The 19,714-nt window shown below is 53.8% G+C and carries 19 protein-coding genes; 16 read left to right on the top strand and 3 right to left on the bottom strand.

The features are described from left to right. Position 1 precedes the first annotated feature (1 nt). Positions 2 to 760 carry a M48 family metallopeptidase gene (locus P0H77_RS17945; RefSeq protein WP_276158638.1) on the bottom strand — a complete coding sequence of 253 codons (759 nt, stop codon included), beginning with the start codon at positions 758 to 760 and terminating at the stop codon, positions 2 to 4. Positions 761 to 1,040: 280 nt separating this feature from the next. Here P0H77_RS17945 and tkt point away from each other — a divergent pair, with 280 nt between their 5' ends. The 12 genes from tkt (at position 1,041) to mscS (ending at position 13,662) form a co-directional block, all read left to right on the top strand. Further along, entirely contained in the window at positions 1,041 to 3,032 is a 1,992-nt protein-coding gene (tkt, locus tag P0H77_RS17940) for a transketolase (protein WP_276158637.1), read from the top strand. 305 nt (positions 3,033 to 3,337) lie between these two features. Next, a complete protein-coding gene (gene cmtB, locus P0H77_RS17935) occupies positions 3,338 to 3,781 on the top strand; it encodes a PTS mannitol transporter subunit IIA (protein ID WP_276158636.1) in 444 nt (147 codons plus the stop codon). A 27-nt stretch (positions 3,782 to 3,808) separates the two neighbouring features. After that, the gene (locus P0H77_RS17930) at positions 3,809 to 5,209 is read left to right on the top strand and encodes a PTS mannitol transporter subunit IICB (protein ID WP_276158635.1); all 1,401 of its coding nucleotides are present in this window, start codon (positions 3,809 to 3,811) and stop codon (positions 5,207 to 5,209) included. 2 nt (positions 5,210 to 5,211) lie between these two features. Continuing rightward, positions 5,212 to 6,489 carry a zinc-binding dehydrogenase gene (locus P0H77_RS17925; protein ID WP_276158634.1) on the top strand — a complete coding sequence of 426 codons (1,278 nt, stop codon included), beginning with the start codon at positions 5,212 to 5,214 and terminating at the stop codon, positions 6,487 to 6,489. Beyond that, entirely contained in the window at positions 6,486 to 7,457 is a 972-nt protein-coding gene (gene glpX / locus P0H77_RS17920) for a class II fructose-bisphosphatase (RefSeq protein ID WP_276158633.1), read from the top strand. The genes P0H77_RS17925 and glpX overlap by 4 nt, the downstream gene beginning before the upstream one ends. A 15-nt stretch (positions 7,458 to 7,472) precedes the next feature. Beyond that, a complete protein-coding gene (locus P0H77_RS17915; protein WP_276158632.1) occupies positions 7,473 to 7,982 on the top strand; it encodes an MltR family transcriptional regulator in 510 nt (169 codons plus the stop codon). After that, a complete protein-coding gene (locus P0H77_RS17910; protein ID WP_276158631.1) occupies positions 7,979 to 8,686 on the top strand; it encodes a nucleoside/nucleotide kinase family protein in 708 nt (235 codons plus the stop codon). Before P0H77_RS17915 ends, P0H77_RS17910 begins: the two co-directional genes overlap by 4 nt. After that, complete coding sequence (locus P0H77_RS17905) at positions 8,670 to 8,816, top strand: hypothetical protein (protein WP_276158630.1); 147 nt, start codon at positions 8,670 to 8,672, stop codon at positions 8,814 to 8,816. Before P0H77_RS17910 ends, P0H77_RS17905 begins: the two co-directional genes overlap by 17 nt. A 232-nt stretch (positions 8,817 to 9,048) precedes the next feature. Continuing rightward, on the top strand, positions 9,049 to 10,068 hold the full coding sequence (gene epd, locus P0H77_RS17900) for an erythrose-4-phosphate dehydrogenase (RefSeq protein WP_276158629.1): 1,020 nt from the start codon (positions 9,049 to 9,051) through the stop codon (positions 10,066 to 10,068). Between the two features lie 49 nt (positions 10,069 to 10,117). Continuing rightward, on the top strand, positions 10,118 to 11,281 hold the full coding sequence (gene pgk / locus P0H77_RS17895) for a phosphoglycerate kinase (RefSeq protein ID WP_276158628.1): 1,164 nt from the start codon (positions 10,118 to 10,120) through the stop codon (positions 11,279 to 11,281). A 102-nt stretch (positions 11,282 to 11,383) separates the two neighbouring features. Next, a complete protein-coding gene (gene fbaA, locus P0H77_RS17890) occupies positions 11,384 to 12,463 on the top strand; it encodes a class II fructose-bisphosphate aldolase (protein WP_194208317.1) in 1,080 nt (359 codons plus the stop codon). A gap of 323 nt (positions 12,464 to 12,786) precedes the next feature. Further along, positions 12,787 to 13,662, top strand: coding sequence for a small-conductance mechanosensitive channel MscS (gene mscS / locus P0H77_RS17885; protein ID WP_276158627.1), 876 nt, complete (start codon positions 12,787 to 12,789; stop codon positions 13,660 to 13,662). A 48-nt stretch (positions 13,663 to 13,710) separates the two neighbouring features. On the opposite strand, the gene dctP is transcribed toward mscS, so the two are convergent. After that, positions 13,711 to 14,751, bottom strand: coding sequence for a TRAP transporter substrate-binding protein DctP (dctP, locus tag P0H77_RS17880; protein WP_276158626.1), 1,041 nt, complete (start codon positions 14,749 to 14,751; stop codon positions 13,711 to 13,713). A 209-nt stretch (positions 14,752 to 14,960) separates the two neighbouring features. Here dctP and argO point away from each other — a divergent pair, with 209 nt between their 5' ends. After that, positions 14,961 to 15,596 (top strand): arginine exporter ArgO, encoded by a 636-nt coding sequence (argO, locus tag P0H77_RS17875; protein WP_276158625.1) that lies wholly within the window; start codon positions 14,961 to 14,963, stop codon positions 15,594 to 15,596. Between the two features lie 90 nt (positions 15,597 to 15,686). Beyond that, positions 15,687 to 16,445 carry an oxidative stress defense protein gene (locus tag P0H77_RS17870; protein ID WP_276158624.1) on the top strand — a complete coding sequence of 253 codons (759 nt, stop codon included), beginning with the start codon at positions 15,687 to 15,689 and terminating at the stop codon, positions 16,443 to 16,445. 40 nt (positions 16,446 to 16,485) lie between these two features. On the opposite strand, the gene argP is transcribed toward P0H77_RS17870, so the two are convergent. Further along, the gene (gene argP, locus P0H77_RS17865) at positions 16,486 to 17,379 is read right to left on the bottom strand and encodes a DNA-binding transcriptional regulator ArgP (RefSeq protein ID WP_276158623.1); all 894 of its coding nucleotides are present in this window, start codon (positions 17,377 to 17,379) and stop codon (positions 16,486 to 16,488) included. A 153-nt stretch (positions 17,380 to 17,532) separates the two neighbouring features. Here argP and rpiA point away from each other — a divergent pair, with 153 nt between their 5' ends. Together rpiA and serA are read left to right on the top strand one after the other, a co-directional pair. Next, positions 17,533 to 18,192, top strand: a complete 660-nt coding sequence (rpiA, locus tag P0H77_RS17860) for a ribose-5-phosphate isomerase RpiA (RefSeq protein WP_176920986.1) — start codon at positions 17,533 to 17,535, stop codon at positions 18,190 to 18,192. Positions 18,193 to 18,457: 265 nt separating this feature from the next. Continuing rightward, positions 18,458 to 19,690: a phosphoglycerate dehydrogenase gene (gene serA, locus P0H77_RS17855; RefSeq protein WP_276158622.1), complete on the top strand. Its 1,233-nt coding sequence runs from the start codon at positions 18,458 to 18,460 to the stop codon at positions 19,688 to 19,690. Positions 19,691 to 19,714 lie beyond the last annotated feature (24 nt).

Raw genomic sequence — 19,714 nt, 5'->3', positions numbered from 1 at the left:
TTTACTTAATCCCGTCCGCTGCCATGCGCTCGCGAATATGCTGGGCGCGCGCTTCGGAGGCCGGGTGGTCGTCAAACATCGAGCTTTGACGGCCTGCTTCCAGTTTCGCCAGTTTCTCAAAGCTGGTGGCCAGCCCCGCCGGGCTGATGCCACGTTTGCGCAGCAGATCGTAAGAGTAGTCATCCGCCTCCGATTCCTGGCGCTGGGAGAACTGCGAGTTCACCAGTTTTTCACCCAAATCACCCAACTGAGACTGTGACAGGCTACCCACTACGCCGCCCGCAGAGGTTGCCGCGCCACGTACGGCATTGGTGCCAAGGGCAACCTGCATCCCTTTTTTCACGTGACCCAGGGCAACGTGCCCCATTTCATGACCAATGACCGCTTCTACCTCGTTGTCATTCATCATATCCATAAGACCGCTATACACGCGGATACAACCGTTAGCCATTGCAAAAGCGTTCACATCTTTAGTCTGGTAAACCTTATAATTCACCGGCTGACCGTTGATGTTGTCACCCAGCGCATTGGCGATGGTTGCCAGACGTTTACTGTAGTCGCTGCCGGAGGGCGCAATTGACGCTTTACCGTCCATCTCTTTACAGGCTTCGTCGCTAAGCTCCTTCACCTGAGCATCGCTGAGGGTATATGCCTGAAACGCCTCCGCGCCGGAACTTAAAAAACCGTTAGAGTCCATATTCTGACAGCCGGTCAGAGCAGTGGCGATCCCAAAGGCAAGCAAGGCTGAACGAATTTTCATTTATTCTCTTCCGCATGAGTGAAATATTTATTTTGATAATATTCTGGTTTCAAATGAACCAGTACCCGGCATAAGTATAAAGAAAAGAACAACACCCGAGCGAGGAGATTGCGCAACCTGCGAGCACGATCCGGAGATTTCTGAATTCATAAAAGGATGCTCCATGTACATGGCTTGTCGCTTGGGTTACATTGTTGGCACTTTTTTCCGGCGTAGCCCAAAACGCGCTGTCGTCAAGTCGTTGCGGGCATAGCCTTCATTTATCCGATCTGGAGTCAAAATGTCCTCACGTAAAGAGCTTGCCAATGCTATTCGTGCGCTGAGCATGGATGCTGTACAGAAAGCCAAATCCGGCCATCCGGGCGCCCCTATGGGCATGGCAGACATTGCCGAAGTCCTGTGGCGCGATTTCCTGAACCATAACCCGCAGAACCCTTCCTGGGCCGATCGTGACCGCTTCGTGCTGTCCAACGGCCACGGCTCCATGCTGATTTACAGCCTGCTGCACCTCACCGGTTATGACCTGCCGATTGATGAACTGAAAAATTTCCGCCAGCTGCACTCTAAAACCCCGGGTCACCCGGAAGTGGGCTACACCGCAGGTGTCGAAACCACTACCGGTCCGCTGGGCCAGGGTATTGCTAACGCCGTGGGTATGGCGATTGCTGAGAAAACCCTGGCGGCGCAGTTTAACCGTCCGGGCCACGACATCGTTGACCACTTCACCTACGCCTTTATGGGCGACGGCTGCATGATGGAAGGTATCTCCCACGAAGTCTGCTCGCTGGCCGGTACTCTGAAGCTGGGCAAACTGGTTGCTTTCTATGACGACAACGGTATTTCCATCGACGGCCACATTGAAGGCTGGTTTACCGACGACACCGCGAAGCGTTTTGAAGCCTATGGCTGGCACGTAGTACGCGGCGTTGACGGTCACGATGCTGAATCCATTAAGCGTGCGGTTGAAGAAGCACGTGCGGTGACCGACAAGCCGTCGCTGCTGCTGTGCAAAACCATCATTGGTTTCGGTTCCCCTAACAAAGCGGGCACCCACGACTCTCACGGTGCGCCGCTGGGCGATGCTGAAATTGCACTGACCCGCGAGCAGCTGGGCTGGAAACACGCGCCGTTTGAAATTCCGTCTGACATCTACGCGCAGTGGGATGCCAAAGAAATGGGCCAGGCCAAAGAGTCTGCATGGAATGAGAAATTCGCCGCCTACGCCAAAGCCTTCCCGCAGGAAGCCGCTGAGTTCACCCGTCGTATGAAAGGTGAGATGCCGGCTGATTTCGATGCCAAAGCCAGTGAATTTATCGCTAAGCTGCAGGCGAATCCGTCCAAAATTGCCAGCCGTAAAGCATCCCAGAACGCGATTGAAGCCTTCGGTCCGTTACTGCCGGAATTCCTCGGCGGCTCCGCTGACCTGGCACCGTCTAACCTGACTATCTGGTCCGGTTCTAAAGCCATTAACGAAGATACCGCCGGTAACTACATCCACTACGGCGTGCGCGAATTCGGTATGACCGCTATCGCTAACGGTATCTCCCTGCACGGCGGCTTCCTGCCGTATACCTCCACCTTCCTGATGTTCGTGGAATATGCGCGTAACGCAGTGCGTATGGCAGCCCTGATGAAACAGCGTCAGGTAATGGTCTACACCCACGACTCCATCGGTCTGGGCGAAGACGGCCCGACTCACCAGCCGGTAGAGCAGGTGGCAAGCCTTCGCGTGACGCCGAACATGTCCACATGGCGTCCGTGTGACCAGGTAGAATCTGCCGTGGCGTGGAAATATGGCGTGGAGCGTCAGGACGGCCCGACCGCGCTGATCCTCTCCCGTCAGAACCTGGCGCAGCAGGAGCGTACTGAAGAACAGCTGGCGAATATCGCGCGCGGTGGTTACGTGCTGAAAGACTGCGACGGCCAGCCACAGCTGATCTTCATCGCCACCGGCTCTGAAGTTGAGCTGGCGGTTGCCGCCTGGGAAAAACTGACTGCCGAAGGCGTGAAGGCGCGCGTGGTGTCCATGCCGTCCACCGACGCATTTGACAAGCAGGATGCGGCTTACCGTGAATCCGTACTGCCGAAAGCGGTCTCTGCTCGCGTGGCTATCGAAGCGGGTATTGCCGACTACTGGTTCAAATACGTGGGCCTGAACGGTGCTATCGTCGGCATGACCACCTTCGGTGAATCTGCCCCGGCTGAACTGCTGTTCGAAGAGTTTGGCTTCACCGTGGATAACGTGCTGGCGCAGGCAAAAGCGCTGCTGTAATCACGTTTACACCAGAAGCGGGTCGCGAAAGCGGCCCGTTTTTTTATGCGTGAGATCACTAAAATAAGACAGGGCAAGCCTGTAAACGTGATCTACATTGCAAATATTATTTTTATCTTTGTCCTTTATTTGCAGGTGAAATCACATTTATTCAGTTGCTATTTTTTATCTATTTGAATTTGTTTATTTTAAAAACCAGGGTTTCCAAGATCTCCGCCCGAGCGGCCTCATTGATTTCGTTGAGTCCAACGAGTATTTTATTTTCACCGTAGAACGGTATCCGATAATAAAATAAGGGGCGCATTATGCGGCTAAGGGATTATTTCCCCGATGGGGCTATTGACGTAAAAGAGGCAGCAAAAGACTGGCAGCAAGCCATCGATTTTTCAATGGATGCATTACTCAGACATCAATATATTAATCCTGAATATATTCAGGCGATAAAAGATTCAACGCTCAGTAATGGGCCTTATTATATTCTGGCTCCGGGCGTGGCAATGCCACATGCCAGACCTGAATGTGGTGCTTCTAAAACAGGACTGTCATTAATCTTACTTAAGCAGCCAGTGCATTTTGACGACAATAATGAGCCCGTTAAATTGCTGATTGGTCTGGCTGCTGCGCAAGCTGATTCGCATATCGGTGCTATTCAGGCACTCAGTGAATTACTGTGTGAGGATGAAACCCTGGAGTTAATGTTAAACGCTAATAATGCGACGCAACTCAGGGATATTATCGCTCTCGCCTAATTCTATTCTCCTTTACAGGATATTATCATGGAAAATAAGTCTGCTCGTGCAAAGGTTCAGGCTTTTGGGGGCTTTTTGACCGCAATGGTCATACCGAATATCGGGGCCTTTATTGCCTGGGGTTTTATCACTGCATTATTTATTCCGACCGGCTGGATGCCTGATGAGCATTTTGCCAAAATTGTCGGCCCGATGATTACCTATTTGCTGCCGGTTATGATCGGCTCTACCGGCGGCAGTCTGATCGGCGGTAAGCGCGGGGCGGTGATGGGCGGTATCGGCACCATCGGCGTTATCGTGGGGGCTGAAATTCCGATGTTCCTCGGCTCAATGATCATGGGGCCGCTGGGCGGTCTGGTCATCAAATATATCGATAAGGCGCTGGAGAAACGCATCCCCGCTGGCTTCGAAATGGTGATTAACAACTTCTCGCTGGGTATCGCCGGTATGGCGCTGTGCCTGCTGGGTTTTGAAATCATCGGCCCGGCGGTCATCGTTGCCAATAACGTTGTTAAAGAGTGTATTGAGGCGCTGGTGCACGCGGGCTATTTGCCGCTGCTGTCGGTTATCAATGAACCGGCGAAGATCCTCTTTCTGAACAACGCTATCGACCAGGGGGTCTACTATCCGCTGGGAATGCAGCAGGCGTCAGTAGAGGGTAAATCCATCTTCTTTATGGTGGCCTCTAACCCCGGTCCCGGTCTGGGTTTACTGCTGGCGTTCACCTTCTTCGGCAAAGGAATGAGTAAACGTTCCGCGCCTGGGGCGATGATTATCCACTTCCTCGGCGGGATCCATGAACTTTATTTCCCGTATGTACTGATGAAGCCGCTGACCATTATTGCGATGATTGCGGGCGGGATGTCCGGTACGTGGATCTTTAATTTGCTGGATGGCGGCCTGGTGGCGGGTCCAAGCCCAGGCTCTATCTTCGCGTATCTCGCGCTGACGCCGAAAGGATCTTTCCTCGCCACCATTGCCGGGGTCACGGCAGGCGCTCTCGTTTCCTTCGTCATCACCTCGTTAATCCTGAAGATGGAAAAAACGGCGGAAACGGAGTCTGAAGATGAGTTTGCCCGGTCGGCCAGCGCGGTGAAAGCGATGAAACAGGAAGGCGCATTTTCTCTGAGCCGCGTGAAGTTTATCGCCTTTGTCTGCGACGCCGGAATGGGATCGAGTGCCATGGGGGCGACCACGTTCCGTAAACGTCTTGAGAAAGCCGGATTAAGTATTGAGGTCAAACACTTTGCCATCGAAAACACGCCGGACGCGGCTGATATTGTGGTGACCCATTCCAGTCTGGAAGGGCGAGTGAAACGCGTTACGAATAAGCCGCTGGTGTTGATCAATAACTATATCGGCGACCCACAACTCGACACGTTATTTAATCAGTTAACCGCTGAACATAAAAACCGATCGCAGAGGTAAAAATGAAAACGAAAGTTGCTGCTATTTATGGCAAGCGGGATGTCCGCATCCGCGAATTCGACTTGCCTGAAATTACCGATAATGAACTGCTGGTCAGCGTGATTTCCGACAGCGTCTGTTTATCCACCTGGAAAGCCGCATTACTCGGCAGCGATCATAAACGTGTGCCGGACGACCTGGAAAACCATCCGGCGATCACCGGCCATGAATGCGCAGGCATTATTGTCGACGTCGGTAAAAATTTGACCGGCAAATATAAAAAGGGCCAGCGCTTTGTTCTGCAACCGGCGATGGGCTTGCCGAGTGGTTATTCCGCGGGTTACAGCTATGAATATTTTGGCGGTAACGCCACGTATATGATTATCCCTGAAATCGCGATTAATCTCGGCTGTGTATTGCCGTATCACGGATCTTATTTTGCCGCCGCCTCGCTGGCGGAACCGCTGTGCTGCATTATTGGCGCCTATCACGCCAACTATCACACCACGCAATATGTTTATGAGCACCGGATGGGCGTGAAGCCGGGAGGCAATATTGCGCTGCTGGCCTGCGCCGGGCCGATGGGCATTGGCGCGATTGATTATGCGATTAACGGCGGCGTCAATCCGGCAAAAGTCGTGGTGGTCGATATCGACGAAAAACGGCTGGCGCAGGTGCAAAAACTGCTGCCGGTTGAGCTGGCCGCCAGCAAAGGTATTGAGCTGATTTATGTGAATACCACGGGCATCAGCGACCCGGTACAGGCGCTGCGTGCGCTGACCGACGATGCGGGCTTTGACGATATCTTTGTTTATGCCGCCGTGCCTGCGGTCGTGGAACTGGCCGACGAACTGCTGGCGGAAGATGGCTGCCTGAACTTCTTTGCCGGGCCAACGGACAAAAACTTCAAAGTGCCATTTAACTTTTACAATGTGCATTACAACAGTACCCACGTGGTTGGCACCTCCGGCGGCTCCACGGATGACATGCAAGAGGCGATTGCCCTGAGCGCGTCCGGCCAGCTTCAGCCCTCCTTTATGGTCACCCATATCGGCGGGCTGGATGCGGTGCCGGAGACGGTGCTTAATCTGCCGGATATTCCGGGCGGCAAAAAGCTTATCTATAACGGCGTCACCATGCCGCTGACGGCAATTGCCGATTTCGCCGAAAAAGGTAAAACCGACCCGCTATTTAAAGCGCTGGCCGAACTCGTGGAAGAGACCCACGGCATCTGGAACGAGAAGGCAGAGAAATATTTGCTGGCGCAGTTTGGCGTGGATATCGGGGAGGCGGCGGAATGATGTCACTGGCGTGGCCGCTCTTTCGCATTACGGAACAGGCGGCGCTTGCCGCCTGGCCGCAAACCGGATGTGGCGACAAGAACAAAATTGATGGTCTGGCGGTGACGGCGATGCGCCGGGCGCTGAATGACATCGCCATGCAGGGGCGTATTGTCATCGGTGAGGGAGAAATCGACCGCGCACCGATGCTCTATATTGGCGAAGAAGTCGGCACCGGTTGTGGTCCTGCGGTGGATATCGCCGTCGATCCTATTGAAGGCACGCGCATGGTGGCGATGGGGCAAAGTAATGCGCTGGCGGTGATGGCCTTTGCGCCGCAGGGCAGTTTGCTACACGCCCCGGATATGTACATGAAAAAGCTGGTGGTAAACCAGCGAGCGCATGGCGCGATTAACCTGGCGTTATCGCTTGAAGAAAACCTGCGTAATGTCGCTCTCGCCCTGGGCAAACCGCTTGAGGCGTTGCGGATGGTAACGCTGGATAAGCCACGGCTTCAACCGGCCATTCAGGCGGCAACCCGGTTGGGCGTGAAGGTTTTTGCCCTGGCCGATGGTGACGTCGCAGCCAGCGTGCTGACCTGCCAGCATGAGAATCCTTTTGACGTGATGTACACCATCGGCGGTGCGCCGGAAGGGGTTATCTCCGCCTGCGCCGTTAAAGCGCTTGACGGGGATATGCAGGCTGAATTAATTGATTTCAGCCAGGCAAAAGGGGAGACGCAGGAACATTGTCAGATTGCCGAAGACGAACGCCGCCGCTGCACCATGATGGGCGTTGAGGTGAATCAGATCTACACGCTTGATGCACTGGTAAAAAGTGACAATATCCTCTTCTGCGCCACGGGCGTAACGGATGGCGATCTGCTTAAAGGCATTCACCAGTACAGCGGCAAGGTGCATACGCAAACATTGCTTATTAATGGCGCTGACCGAACGTGTAATATAATAGACTCCCTACACTCCAGGTGATCTATCGAGAGACGAATGACGACGCTGACAGAAGATGATGTGCTTGAGCAGCTAAACGATCAGGACGATTTATGCTCTTTTATGGAAACTGCGAACGACATTTTGCTGCGGGCCATCAGGCAGTTTCTGCCGTCGTTATTCGTTAACAATGATGAAGAAATCGTCGAATATGCCGTAAAACCATTGCTGGCGCAGAGTGGACCGCTTGATGATATTGATGTTGCGCTACGCCTGATATTCGCTCTCGGAAAAATGGATAAATGGCTGTATGCCGATATTACCCATTTCTCACAGTTCGGCCATTATCTGTCAACACAGGCGCAGGTGCCGGGTTATGCGGATGAGATAACCTGGGATTTTATCAGCAACATAAACAGTATTACCGACAATGCGACGTTATATAACGCACTGAAAGCGATGAAATTTGCCGATTTCGCCGTCTATTCAGAAACGCGATACGTCGCGATGCTCAAAACGGCGCTGGTGCTGGCGGTAACGACGATAGTAAAGGAATTAACGCCGTGAAAATATCCCTGATGGTTAACGGGCTACGGACAGAAGTTGATTACGCAGAAAGTGAAATTGAGACCGTCCATAAACCGCTGTTGCACCGCCTGGAAAAGATACGCTCCACCTCGCCTTATCCCCGCACGATTATTTTTCTCAGCGCCCCGCCGGGGACGGGAAAATCCACCTTAACGACCTTCTGGGAAACGCTCTCCCGCCAGGACCCGACGCTCCCGGCACTTCAGACGCTGCCGATGGATGGCTTTCATCACTACAATCGCTGGCTGGATGAAACGGGCTTGCGGCCGTTCAAAGGCGCGCCGGAAACCTTCGATGTGGAAAAGCTGGCGCAGAATCTGCGGCAGATCCGCGAAGGTGAGGGACGCTGGCCGCAATACGACCGTCAGAAACACGATCCCGAGGAAGCGGCGATTCAGGTTACTGCGCCGCTTGTTATTGTCGAAGGCAACTGGCTGCTGCTGAACGACGATCGCTGGCGGGCGTTGCATGAATTCTGTGATTTTTCGATTTTTATCAAGGCACCGCCGGACGTGCTCCGGCAGCGGCTTATTAACCGCAAAATCGCCGGTGGCTTGTCGGCACAAGAGGCACAGGCATTTTATCTGCGCACCGATGGCCCTAACGTGGATCGCGTGCTGGCCGATAGCCTGCCCGCCGATCTTACGCTGGAGATGACGCCGGAAGGTGGCTATCACTGTTAACCCGTATACCCTGTTGCCCGGATTTTGTGGCCCTGCATCGCTGGAAGCGCCATTACTGGCGATGGGCAACGTCAACGACAGCTTGCCGGGAAGGCAGGGCCAGCGGAGCTTGATTCCGGTCACGGAATAAATGCTCCCGCAACGTGCGGCGAAATGTGACGTAGATCAGATAAATGTGCTAACCCGGGCGGCATGGATTCCTTTTATTCCACAATTCCCTTATCCTAGCTGAACCGTTTCAGTCGATTAAACGTTCGACAATTAACCAATCAGTCGCAGTTTGTGACAGGCAAGGTTTCCCTTAATGTGTAGCTGCATTACTCTGTCAGCTTCACGGGATCAGGGTGTTTTGCAGGAGATCTATGACCGTACGCGTAGCGATTAATGGCTTCGGTCGCATCGGGCGTAACGTGGTTCGTGCGTTATATGAATCCGGACGCCGGGCGGAAATCACCGTGGTGGCAATCAATGAACTGGCGGATGCCGCAGGCATCGCGCATTTATTGAAATACGATACCAGCCACGGACGCTTTGCCTGGGAGGTTCGCCAGGAGCGTGAGCAACTTTTCGTCGGTGATGATGCTATTCGCCTGCTCCATGAACGTACTATTGACGCGCTGCCGTGGCGTGAACTGGGCGTGGATATCGTCCTGGACTGTACCGGCGTTTACGGCAACCGCCAGCACGGTGAGGCCCATCTGGCCGCTGGCGCGAAGAAGGTCCTCTTTTCTCACCCCGGCAGTAACGATCTTGATGCGACCGTGGTCTACGGCGTCAATCATGACGCTCTGCAAGCCGGGCACCGCATTGTTTCCAACGCTTCCTGTACCACAAACTGTATAATTCCCGTTATTAAACTGCTGGATGATGCCTTTGCCATTGAGTCGGGCACGGTCACGACCATTCACTCTGCGATGCACGATCAACAGGTGATTGACGCGTACCATCCTGACCTCAGGCGCACGCGTGCGGCCAGCCAGTCTATTATTCCGGTTGATACAAAACTGGCGGCAGGTATTGCCCGTATCCTGCCGCAGTTTGATGACTGCTTTGAAGCGATTGCCGTTCGCGTACCAACGATTAACGTGACGGCTATCGACCTTAGCGTTACCGTGAAGCAGCCGGTAAAAGCGTGTGAAGTCAACCTGTTGCTGCAAAAAGCAGCGCAGGGAGCATTTCATGGTATAGTTGACTATACGGAATTACCGTTGGTCTCAACTGATTTTAACCACGATCCGCACAGTGCCATTGTCGACGGCACGCAAACGCGGGTAAGTGGGGCGCACCTGATTAAGACACTCGTCTGGTGCGATAATGAATGGGGCTTTGCTAACCGAATGCTCGATACGACGTTAGCGATGGCAGCTATTGGTTTCAGGTAGGGCGCTTGTTGCGCCTGCAAAACTTTAAGAATCAACGAGAGGATTCACCATGTCTGTAATTAAGATGACCGATCTGGATCTTGCTGGTAAACGTGTTTTTATCCGTGCGGATCTGAACGTACCAGTTAAAGAAGGGAAAGTAACCAGCGATGCGCGTATCCGTGCTTCCCTGCCGACCATCGAACTGGCCCTGAAACAGGGTGCTAAAGTGATGGTTACTTCTCACCTGGGTCGTCCTACCGAAGGCGAGTACAATGAAGAATTCTCTCTGCTGCCGGTAGTAAACTATCTGAAAGACAAACTCTCCAGCCCGGTTCGTCTGGTAAAAGACTACCTTGACGGCGTTGAAGTGGCTGAAGGTGAGCTGGTCGTTCTGGAAAACGTTCGCTTTAATAAAGGCGAGAAAAAAGACGACGAAGCACTGTCCAAAAAATACGCAGCGCTGTGTGACGTGTTCGTTATGGATGCTTTCGGTACGGCGCACCGTGCGCAGGCTTCCACTCACGGTATCGGCAAATTTGCTGATGTAGCCTGTGCAGGTCCGCTGCTGGCTGACGAACTGGAAGCGCTGGGTAAAGCACTGAAAGAACCGGCTCGCCCGATGGTGGCTATCGTTGGTGGTTCTAAAGTTTCTACCAAACTGACCGTTCTGGATTCCCTGTCTAAAATCGCTGACCAGCTGATTGTGGGTGGCGGTATCGCTAACACCTTCGTTGCCGCTCAGGGTCATAACGTGGGTAAATCCCTGTATGAAGCAGACCTGGTTGATGAAGCCAAACGTCTGCTGACCACCTGCGATATTCCGGTTCCGACGGACGTTCGCGTAGCGACCGAGTTCTCTGAAACGGCTACTGCAACCCTGAAATCTGTTAACGACATCAAAGATGACGAGCAGATCCTCGACCTGGGCGATGCTTCCGCTGAGAAACTGGCTGAAATTCTGAAAAACGCCAAAACCATCCTGTGGAATGGTCCGGTTGGCGTATTCGAGTTCGCTAACTTCCGTAAAGGCACTGAAGTTATCGCTAACGCGATTGCTGACAGCGAAGCGTTCTCTATCGCAGGCGGCGGCGACACTCTGGCAGCTATCGATCTGTTCGGTATTGCTGACAAAATCTCCTATATCTCTACTGGCGGCGGCGCATTCCTCGAATTCGTGGAAGGCAAAGTATTGCCAGCAGTAGCCATGCTCGAAGAGCGTGCGAAGAAGTAATCGTTACTACGGGCAGGGTTTCCTGCCCGCTGTTTTCTGGCCGTACTGACACTCAGCACGGCAGATATTTTTCTCAGGCCCGACGATACAGGACTACGTAACATGTCTAAAATTTTTGATTTCGTAAAACCAGGCGTAATTACTGGTGATGACGTACAGAAAGTCTTCCAGGTAGCAAAAGAAAACAACTTTGCTCTGCCGGCCGTTAACTGTGTTGGTACAGACTCTATCAACGCCGTTCTGGAAGCCGCTGCTAAAGTTAAAGCACCGGTTATCGTTCAGTTCTCTAACGGTGGTGCCCAGTTTATCGCGGGTAAAGGCGTGAAAACCGATGTTCCGCAGGGTGCTGCAATTCTGGGCGCAATCTCTGGCGCGCATCACGTGCATCAGATGGCTGAACATTATGGCGTGCCGGTTATTCTGCACACCGACCACTGCGCGAAGAAACTGCTGCCGTGGATCGACGGTCTGCTGGACGCAGGTGAAAAACACTTCGCTGCTACCGGCAAACCGCTGTTCTCTTCCCACATGATCGACCTGTCTGAAGAGTCTCTGGAAGAAAACATCGAGCTGTGCTCCAAATACCTGACCCGCATGGCTAAAATCGACATGACGCTGGAGCTGGAACTGGGCTGCACCGGCGGTGAAGAAGATGGCGTGGACAACAGCCACATGGACGCTTCTGCACTGTACACCCAGCCGGAAGACGTTGATTATGCGTACACCGAGCTGAGCAAAATCAGCCCGCGTTTCACCATTGCGGCGTCCTTCGGTAACGTACACGGCGTGTACAAGCCGGGTAACGTTAAGCTGACCCCGACTATCCTGCGCGACTCTCAGGAATATGTTTCCAAGAAACACAACCTGCCGCACAACAGCCTGAACTTCGTCTTCCACGGCGGTTCTGGTTCTACTGCTCAGGAAATCAAAGACTCCGTCAGCTACGGCGTAGTGAAAATGAACATCGATACCGATACCCAATGGGCGACCTGGGAAGGTGTTCTGAACTACTACAAAACTAACGAAGAGTATCTGCAGGGCCAGCTGGGTAACCCGAAAGGCGCTGACCAGCCGAACAAAAAATACTACGATCCGCGTGCGTGGCTGCGTGCCGCTCAGTCAACCATGATTGCCCGTCTGGAACAGGCTTTCAAAGAGCTGAACGCGGTAGACGTTCTGTAATTAACGCATGTAAATTCATGTTGTTCAAAGGCCCGCGCAAGCGGGCTTTTTTATGGCTGATAGTAAATCATCCGTGGAAAGCCGGGTGACCACCGGGTTGCACCTCCTTCCGGGAACCCAATCCCGGTGTTTCCCCTGACAACCTCCGTTATCAACGATCCTCACCCGCGCGCTGGTTTCTGCTGCATATTCAACACAATAACTGCAGGGTTTTGTGATCTACTTGGCATTTTCTCCGCTTTGTGTTTACCCTTTATTAACTTACTTTTCTCCTTTGGGGATGACTGACTTTTTTCTTTTTGGGTAACTATAAGGATGGCTGAATGGAAGATTTGAACGTTGTGGACAGCATTAACAATGCTGGCTCCTGGCTGGTAAACAATCAGGCGCTGCTGCTGAGCTATGTGGTTAACATTGTCGCCGCTATTGCCATTATTATCGTCGGGGTGATTGTCGCGCGCGTCGTTTCAAAGGCCGTGGATCGCCTGATGATCTCGCGTCATATCGATGCCACCGTCGCGGACTTTCTGTCCGCGCTGGTACGCTATGGCATCATCGGCTTTACGCTCATTGCTGCCCTTGGGCGCGTCGGAGTGCAGACCGCCTCGGTGATCGCGGTGCTGGGTGCTGCCGGTCTGGCCGTCGGCCTGGCTTTGCAGGGCTCGCTCTCCAACCTTGCGGCAGGTGTGCTGCTGGTCATCTTCCGCCACTTCCGTTCCGGTGAATACGTGGATTTAGGCGGCGTGGCCGGGACCGTGCTGCACGTGCAAATTTTCTCCACCACGCTGCGTTCGGCGGATGGCCGCTATGTCGTGATCCCGAACGGTAAAATCATTTCCGGGAACATCATTAACTACTCGCGCGAACCGGTACGTCGTAACGAACTGGTCATCGGTGTCTCCTATGACGCGGATATCGACCAGGTGAGAAAGATCCTGACCAATATTATCGAGTCCGATGAGCGTATTCTCAAAGATCGCGAAAAGACGGTGCGTATGAACGAGCTGGCTGCGTCCCAGGTGAATTTTGTGATCCGCATCTGGAGTCAGAGCAGCGATCTGCAAAACGTATACTGGGATGTGCTGGAGCGTATTAAACGCGAGTTTGATGCGCAGGGCATTGAATTCCCATATCAGCAAATGGATGTGAACCTCAAACGGGTGAAACAGGAAAAAGAAGTCGACTTAGTGAAGCACTAAGCGATATATATGGTCGCCCCTGTCATAAACGATGGGGCGACCACGGTTTTAGCGGCGGGTTTCGTCAAGCAGTGCGCTCACCTTTTGCATCACCTCTCCGGCATTATTAACCCCTTCGCTTTTCTGCTTCTCTACCCACTGCGCCTGAACCTGCGGGTAATTGATGGCGTTCTGCCACGCGCTAAGCTCTTCTTTGTTCAGATAGCGAACGTGTGCGCCTTCCTGCTCCAGCGTTGTAACCATCGTCGTCAGATTATTCTCCAGCGCCGCGCCCAGTGCCTGTTGGGTTGTTGCCGCCGCACGTTGAATAGCCTGTCGATCGCGCGCTTCAAGGCTTTCCCACGTTTTTTTGTTCATCGTTAACAGATAAACATGGCCCAGCCACAGGGAAGGTGAGAGCAGAATATTCGGTGCGGCACGTTCGGCGTGGATGTCGTAGCCGCTGTCCAGGTTAACCATCAGCCCGTCCAGACGGCCGTCCTGTAACGCGGTGGTGATGCCGTTATTCCACGGCAATGTCACGGTTTTTGCGCCGGTATTATGTAAATACGCCTGATGCCAGAAGCTGGCTGTCCGCCAGGTCGTACCTTGTAAATCAGTTAGGGATTTCAGCGGCTTCGCGGTAAAAAAGCCCACCGGATAACCGAGAAAAAATTGCAGATTGACCAGATTGTTGCGATCCAGCTCAGCGTTAAATTCCGGCACGTCGTGATACACGCGACGGAAGAACTCGACCTGCTGAGCGCCATGTTCCGGACCGATAGCAAAACTCTTGAAGATTTGATGCAGCGGCAGCTGTCTGGCCGTGTACTCTGGCACCACAATGCCCATATCGGCTTTGCTACCGTCGCTGATGGTCGCCAGCGCGTTATAGCTAATTGAGTTTTCGCCATTCCAGTGCGCTTCTACTTTGAGACGTCCCTGCGACTCTTTTTCTATTGCCGCAAAGAAAACATCGTTGATAAGCCGGGTACGCATGCCGCCGTAGGGTTCATGGTCGGTATAGCGCAGCACTTTTGGAGCCGCCATGGCGGGCAGCGTGAAAAAAAGTAGCCCGAGTAATGTAGAGCGAAAAAGGGGAGGGACCATATCAAATCCTTTGAAGGAAAGCGTGATAATGAGAGTGTACGCTTGCCGCCCTGGATTGTATGGAAAAGCATCTTTATAAATTCTGAAAGTGAAGCGCTCCCGTTTGCGATTATTAACAAAATTTATCGATGATTAAAATTATCAATTTCCGCTAATAAAAACAGTGAGCTATAGTCTGCGCCATTGGCAATCAGTACGGGTATGTTAACGTGTTATCTTATTATTTTCAGGGGCTTATTCTTGGCTCAGCGATGATCCTGCCGCTCGGTCCGCAAAATGCTTTTGTGATGAATCAGGGCATTCGTCGGCAGTATCACATCATGATCGCCTTTCTTTGTGCGATGAGCGATATGGCGCTCATCTGCGCAGGCGTATTTGGCGGTAGCGCGCTGCTGATGCAGTCGCCCTGGCTGCTGGCCGCCGTCACCTGGGGCGGGGTGGCCTTTTTGCTGTGGTATGGTTTCGGCGCGCTGAGAACGGCATTGAGCAGTAATCTTGAGCTTGTCAGCGCGGAGATCATGAAGCAGGGACGATGGAAAATTATCGCCACGATGCTGGCGGTCACCTGGCTGAATCCGCACGTCTATCTGGATACCTTCGTGGTGCTGGGCAGTCTCGGCGGACAGCTGGAAAGCGTGCCGCGGCGCTGGTTTGCCGCGGGCACGGTCAGCGCCTCGTTTCTGTGGTTTTTCGGCCTGGCCCTGCTGGCCGCATGGCTGGCGCCTCGCCTGCGTACGGCAAAAGCCCAGCGCATCATTAATATCGTGGTGGGCTGCGTGATGTGGTTTATTGCTTTTCAGCTGGCGAAAGAAGGGGTGAACCATATTCAGGCGCTGTTTAACTAAGCGTTGTCTGATGGACTTTCTGCGGGCAGAGGCTAAGCTTGCTGGCATGTGCTCTCTTAGTAAGTGCTTAATGCAAATGGAGGTTCGACAGTGAAGTTTAACATGATGGCCCTGGCGGCCCTGGTGAGTTTTGGCGCAATGACGGCCACGGCAAATGAGTTGCCGAATGGTCCGCATATTGTTACTTCAGGGACGGCCAGCGTGGATGCCGTGCCGGATATCGCGACGCTGGCGATTGAAGTGAATATCGCGGCAAAAGATGCGGCGTCGGCGAAGAAACAAGCAGACGATCGTGTTGCACAGTATCTTACGTTCCTCGAACAGAACGGCGTCACTAAAAAGGACATTCGCTCTGCCAATTTGCGCACCCAGCCGGATTATGATTATCAGAACGGGAAAAGCATCCTGAAAGGGTATCAGGCGGTAAGAACGGTTGAGGTGACGCTGCGTGAGCTGGATAAGCTTAACGCGCTGCTGGATGGCGCGCTGAAAGCCGGACTGAATGAAATTCGTTCCGTGTCGCTGGGCGTGGCAAAGCCTGAAGCGTATAAAGATCAGGCGCGTAAAGCGGCGATTGATGACGCGGTACGTCAGGCGCAGGAGCTGGCCTCTGGCTTTAAAGGAACATTGGGTCCTGTGTACAGCGTGCGCTATCACGTCTCCAACTATCAGCCGAGCCCAATGGTGCGGATGATGAAAGCGGACGCGGCGTCAACAACCGCGCAGGAGAGCTATGAGCAGGCAACGATTCAGTTTGACGACCAGGTAGATGTGGTGTTTGAGCTGGAACCGGCACAGGGAGATACCCGTGCCACGACAGCGCCTGAGGCGCCGCAAAAAGCACAGTAGCGCAAAATCTGCCCCTCCTTCCTGCAGGAGGGGCGTTTGCTTAAACCTGGCGCAGCACCCGGTGACCGTGCTCCAGCAGGGCATCGGTCACTTTACGCATCATCCGGCTTTCTGGCGCAAAACGGTGCCAGTACAGCATCCGGCGCTGATACAGGCCTGGCGTCAGGTCAATCAGCTCGCCGCTTTCCAGTTCTTTCTCAATCTGCAGATGCGGGATCATACAACAGGTGGTGCCCTGACGCGCCAGCTGCACGAAGGCTTCCGATGAGTTGACGATATGGCAGGGCACGCTGCCCGGCGGCAGGTCAAAATTTTGCTGAAGAAAAGCCTGATGCATATCGTCGAGATGATCGAAGGCGACGGCAGGCGCTTTCAGCAGGGCCGAGCGGGTGACGCCGTTGGGAAAGTAGCGTGCCGCAAACTCTTTTGATGCGACGAAAAGGTAATCCAGCGCGCCAAGCGGATCCACCAGACAGCTCGGCAGCGCCTGCGGCTGGATACTCACCGCACCCACCACTTCACCACGGCGTAAACGTTCCTGCGTCCGGGTTTCGTCCTCAACCTGTAAATTCAGACGAATGGGCGAGTCCACCAGCACGGGGGCCAGCGCGGGCAGCAGCCAGGTTGCCAGACTGTCGGCGTTGACCGCCAGCGACAGCAGCAGCGGCGTTGAACCGGTCTGTTCATCGCCCAGCCATTCATCTTCCAGCATTTCAACCTGACGCAGCAGCGCCAGCAGTTTTTGTCCCTGTTCCGTTGGCCGTGGTGGCACGGTACGCACCAGCAGCGGCTGTCCAAACATATTTTCCAGCTGTTTAATACGCTGTGAGACGGCGGACTGGGTAATACATAGCTTTTGCGCAGCGCGTTCAAATCCGCGTTCACGAATGACCGCATCCAGCGCCTGTAACGTTCTGTAGTCCGGACGTTTCATGAATCTGTGTGGCTCCCTAATGGTTTTCTATACAGCACTATGACATAAATTTACCATAGATACAGACGAAATTATGTGCACGCGGGTCGCCGGGACATCCCTGGTCCTTATGTTCTATAATGCGCGCAGGATAATCACTCCACAGGCAAAACTATGACGCAGGATGAACTGAAAAAAGCAGTAGGCTGGGCCGCCCTTCAGTATGTCGTACCGGGCACCATTGTCGGGGTTGGAACGGGATCTACCGCCGCCCATTTTATTGATGCGCTGGGTACCATGAAGGGACAGATTGAGGGCGCGGTGTCCAGCTCCGACGCCTCAACCGCCAAACTCAAAAGCCTTGGCATTACGGTGTTCGATCTTAATGAAGTTGATCGTCTGGGCATCTACGTTGATGGTGCCGATGAGATCAACGGGCAAATGCAGATGATCAAAGGCGGCGGCGCGGCGCTGACCCGTGAAAAGATCATTGCCTCGGTTGCAGATAAGTTTATCTGCATCGCGGATGCCTCAAAACAGGTCGATATCCTCGGCGAATTCCCGCTGCCGGTGGAAGTGATCCCGATGGCGCGCAGTGCGGTGGCGCGTGAGCTGGTCAAACTGGGCGGCCGTCCGGAATACCGTCAGGGCGTACTGACCGACAACGGCAACGTGATCCTTGACGTTCACGGTATGGAAATCATCGATCCGATCGCCACCGAGAATGCCATTAACAGCATTCCAGGCGTCGTCACCGTAGGGCTGTTTGCCAACCGTGGCGCGGATGTTGCGCTGATTGGCACCGCCGATGGCGTCAAAACCATCGTGAAATGATCTGATGGGGGAGGGCACTCCCCCCTTTAAAAAAATTCCGATCGCCAAATTTGGTGACATGTGTCACGTTTTGACGCTCCTGCTGACGTTTCTCCCCGCGTAATCTCTCACCGCCAGCATTTTATGCTGCCATTTTCCTCTGAATGCTATTCCCTCAGGTAGGCGACGCAAACGTTCATATTGCCGCGATAGTTTTTTTTGATATGTTGCTTAGAGGGAGTTGTGTTTTGCTCAATATCAGTTAAGACAAAGACAGGGTCGGGAAATGGCAAAGGTATCACTGGAAAAAGACAAAATTAAATTTCTGCTGGTCGAAGGCGTGCACCAGAAAGCGCTGGATAGCCTGCGTGCGGCGGGTTATACCAACATTGAATATCACAAAGGCGCGCTGAGTACCGAACAGCTGAAGGAGTCGATCCGTGACGCCCATTTCATCGGCCTGCGTTCCCGTACTAATCTGACGGAAGAGGTCTTTGCCGCGGCTGAAAAGCTGGTCGCGGTAGGTTGCTTCTGCATCGGCACCAATCAGGTCGATCTTAACGCGGCGGCAAAACGCGGCGTCCCGGTGTTTAACGCCCCGTTCTCCAATACCCGTTCGGTAGCCGAACTGGTGATCGGCGAACTGCTGCTGCTGCTGCGGGGGATTCCGGAAGCGAACGCCAAAGCGCACCGTGGCGTCTGGAACAAGCTGGCGGCGGGATCTTATGAGGCGCGTGGCAAAAAACTGGGCATCATTGGTTACGGCCACATCGGCACGCAGCTCGGCATCCTGGCGGAATCGCTGGGGATGTACGTCTACTTCTACGATATCGAAAATAAACTGCCGCTGGGCAATGCGACTCAGGTTCAGCATCTTTCCGACCTGCTCAATATGAGCGATGTGGTCAGCCTGCACGTGCCGGAAAATGCCTCCACTAAAAATATGATGGGCGCGGAACAGCTGGCGCTGATGAAACCGGGCTCACTGTTGATTAACGCCGCGCGCGGCACGGTGGTGGATATTCCCGCGCTGTGCGATGCGCTGTCGCGTAAGCATCTGGCCGGTGCGGCCATCGACGTCTTCCCGACCGAGCCTGCGACCAACAGCGATCCGTTCACCTCACCGCTGTGCGAGTTTGATAACGTGATCCTGACCCCGCACATCGGCGGCTCCACGCAGGAAGCGCAGGAAAACATAGGCCTTGAAGTGGCGGGCAAGCTGGCCAAATACTCCGACAATGGTTCGACGCTTTCCGCAGTCAACTTCCCGGAAGTCTCGCTGCCGCTGCACGGTGGTCGTCGTCTGCTGCACATTCATGAAAACCGTCCGGGCGTGCTGACCGCCATTAACCAGATCTTCGCCGCGCAGGGCATCAACATCGCCGCGCAGTTCCTGCAAACGTCGCCGATGATGGGCTATGTGGTTATTGATATCGAAGCGGAAGAAGATGTGGCGCAGCGTGCGCTGCAAAGCATGAAGGCGATTCCGGGGACCATTCGCGCCCGCTTACTGTACTAAGGCATATGCCCCCTCTTTGCTGAG

This window comes from Superficieibacter sp. HKU1 (assembly GCF_029319185.1).
Classification (GTDB): domain Bacteria; phylum Pseudomonadota; class Gammaproteobacteria; order Enterobacterales; family Enterobacteriaceae; genus Superficieibacter.
Note: the sequence above shows the minus strand (reverse complement) of the source record. Positions and strands in the feature narration are given on the sequence as shown.

What these genes read in the sequence shown, in the direction of transcription:
- P0H77_RS17945 (WP_276158638.1), bottom strand. Translation starts at nt 760, where the DNA reads ATGAAAATTCGTTCAGCCTTGCTTGCCTTTGGGATCGCCACTGCTCTG.
- tkt (WP_276158637.1), top strand. Translation starts at nt 1,041, where the DNA reads ATGTCCTCACGTAAAGAGCTTGCCAATGCTATTCGTGCGCTGAGCATG.
- cmtB (WP_276158636.1), top strand. Translation starts at nt 3,338, where the DNA reads ATGCGGCTAAGGGATTATTTCCCCGATGGGGCTATTGACGTAAAAGAG.
- P0H77_RS17930 (WP_276158635.1), top strand. Translation starts at nt 3,809, where the DNA reads ATGGAAAATAAGTCTGCTCGTGCAAAGGTTCAGGCTTTTGGGGGCTTT.
- P0H77_RS17925 (WP_276158634.1), top strand. Translation starts at nt 5,212, where the DNA reads ATGAAAACGAAAGTTGCTGCTATTTATGGCAAGCGGGATGTCCGCATC.
- glpX (WP_276158633.1), top strand. Translation starts at nt 6,486, where the DNA reads ATGATGTCACTGGCGTGGCCGCTCTTTCGCATTACGGAACAGGCGGCG.
- P0H77_RS17915 (WP_276158632.1), top strand. Translation starts at nt 7,473, where the DNA reads ATGACGACGCTGACAGAAGATGATGTGCTTGAGCAGCTAAACGATCAG.
- epd (WP_276158629.1), top strand. Translation starts at nt 9,049, where the DNA reads ATGACCGTACGCGTAGCGATTAATGGCTTCGGTCGCATCGGGCGTAAC.
- pgk (WP_276158628.1), top strand. Translation starts at nt 10,118, where the DNA reads ATGTCTGTAATTAAGATGACCGATCTGGATCTTGCTGGTAAACGTGTT.
- fbaA (WP_194208317.1), top strand. Translation starts at nt 11,384, where the DNA reads ATGTCTAAAATTTTTGATTTCGTAAAACCAGGCGTAATTACTGGTGAT.
- mscS (WP_276158627.1), top strand. Translation starts at nt 12,787, where the DNA reads ATGGAAGATTTGAACGTTGTGGACAGCATTAACAATGCTGGCTCCTGG.
- dctP (WP_276158626.1), bottom strand. Translation starts at nt 14,751, where the DNA reads ATGGTCCCTCCCCTTTTTCGCTCTACATTACTCGGGCTACTTTTTTTC.
- argP (WP_276158623.1), bottom strand. Translation starts at nt 17,379, where the DNA reads ATGAAACGTCCGGACTACAGAACGTTACAGGCGCTGGATGCGGTCATT.
- rpiA (WP_176920986.1), top strand. Translation starts at nt 17,533, where the DNA reads ATGACGCAGGATGAACTGAAAAAAGCAGTAGGCTGGGCCGCCCTTCAG.
- serA (WP_276158622.1), top strand. Translation starts at nt 18,458, where the DNA reads ATGGCAAAGGTATCACTGGAAAAAGACAAAATTAAATTTCTGCTGGTC.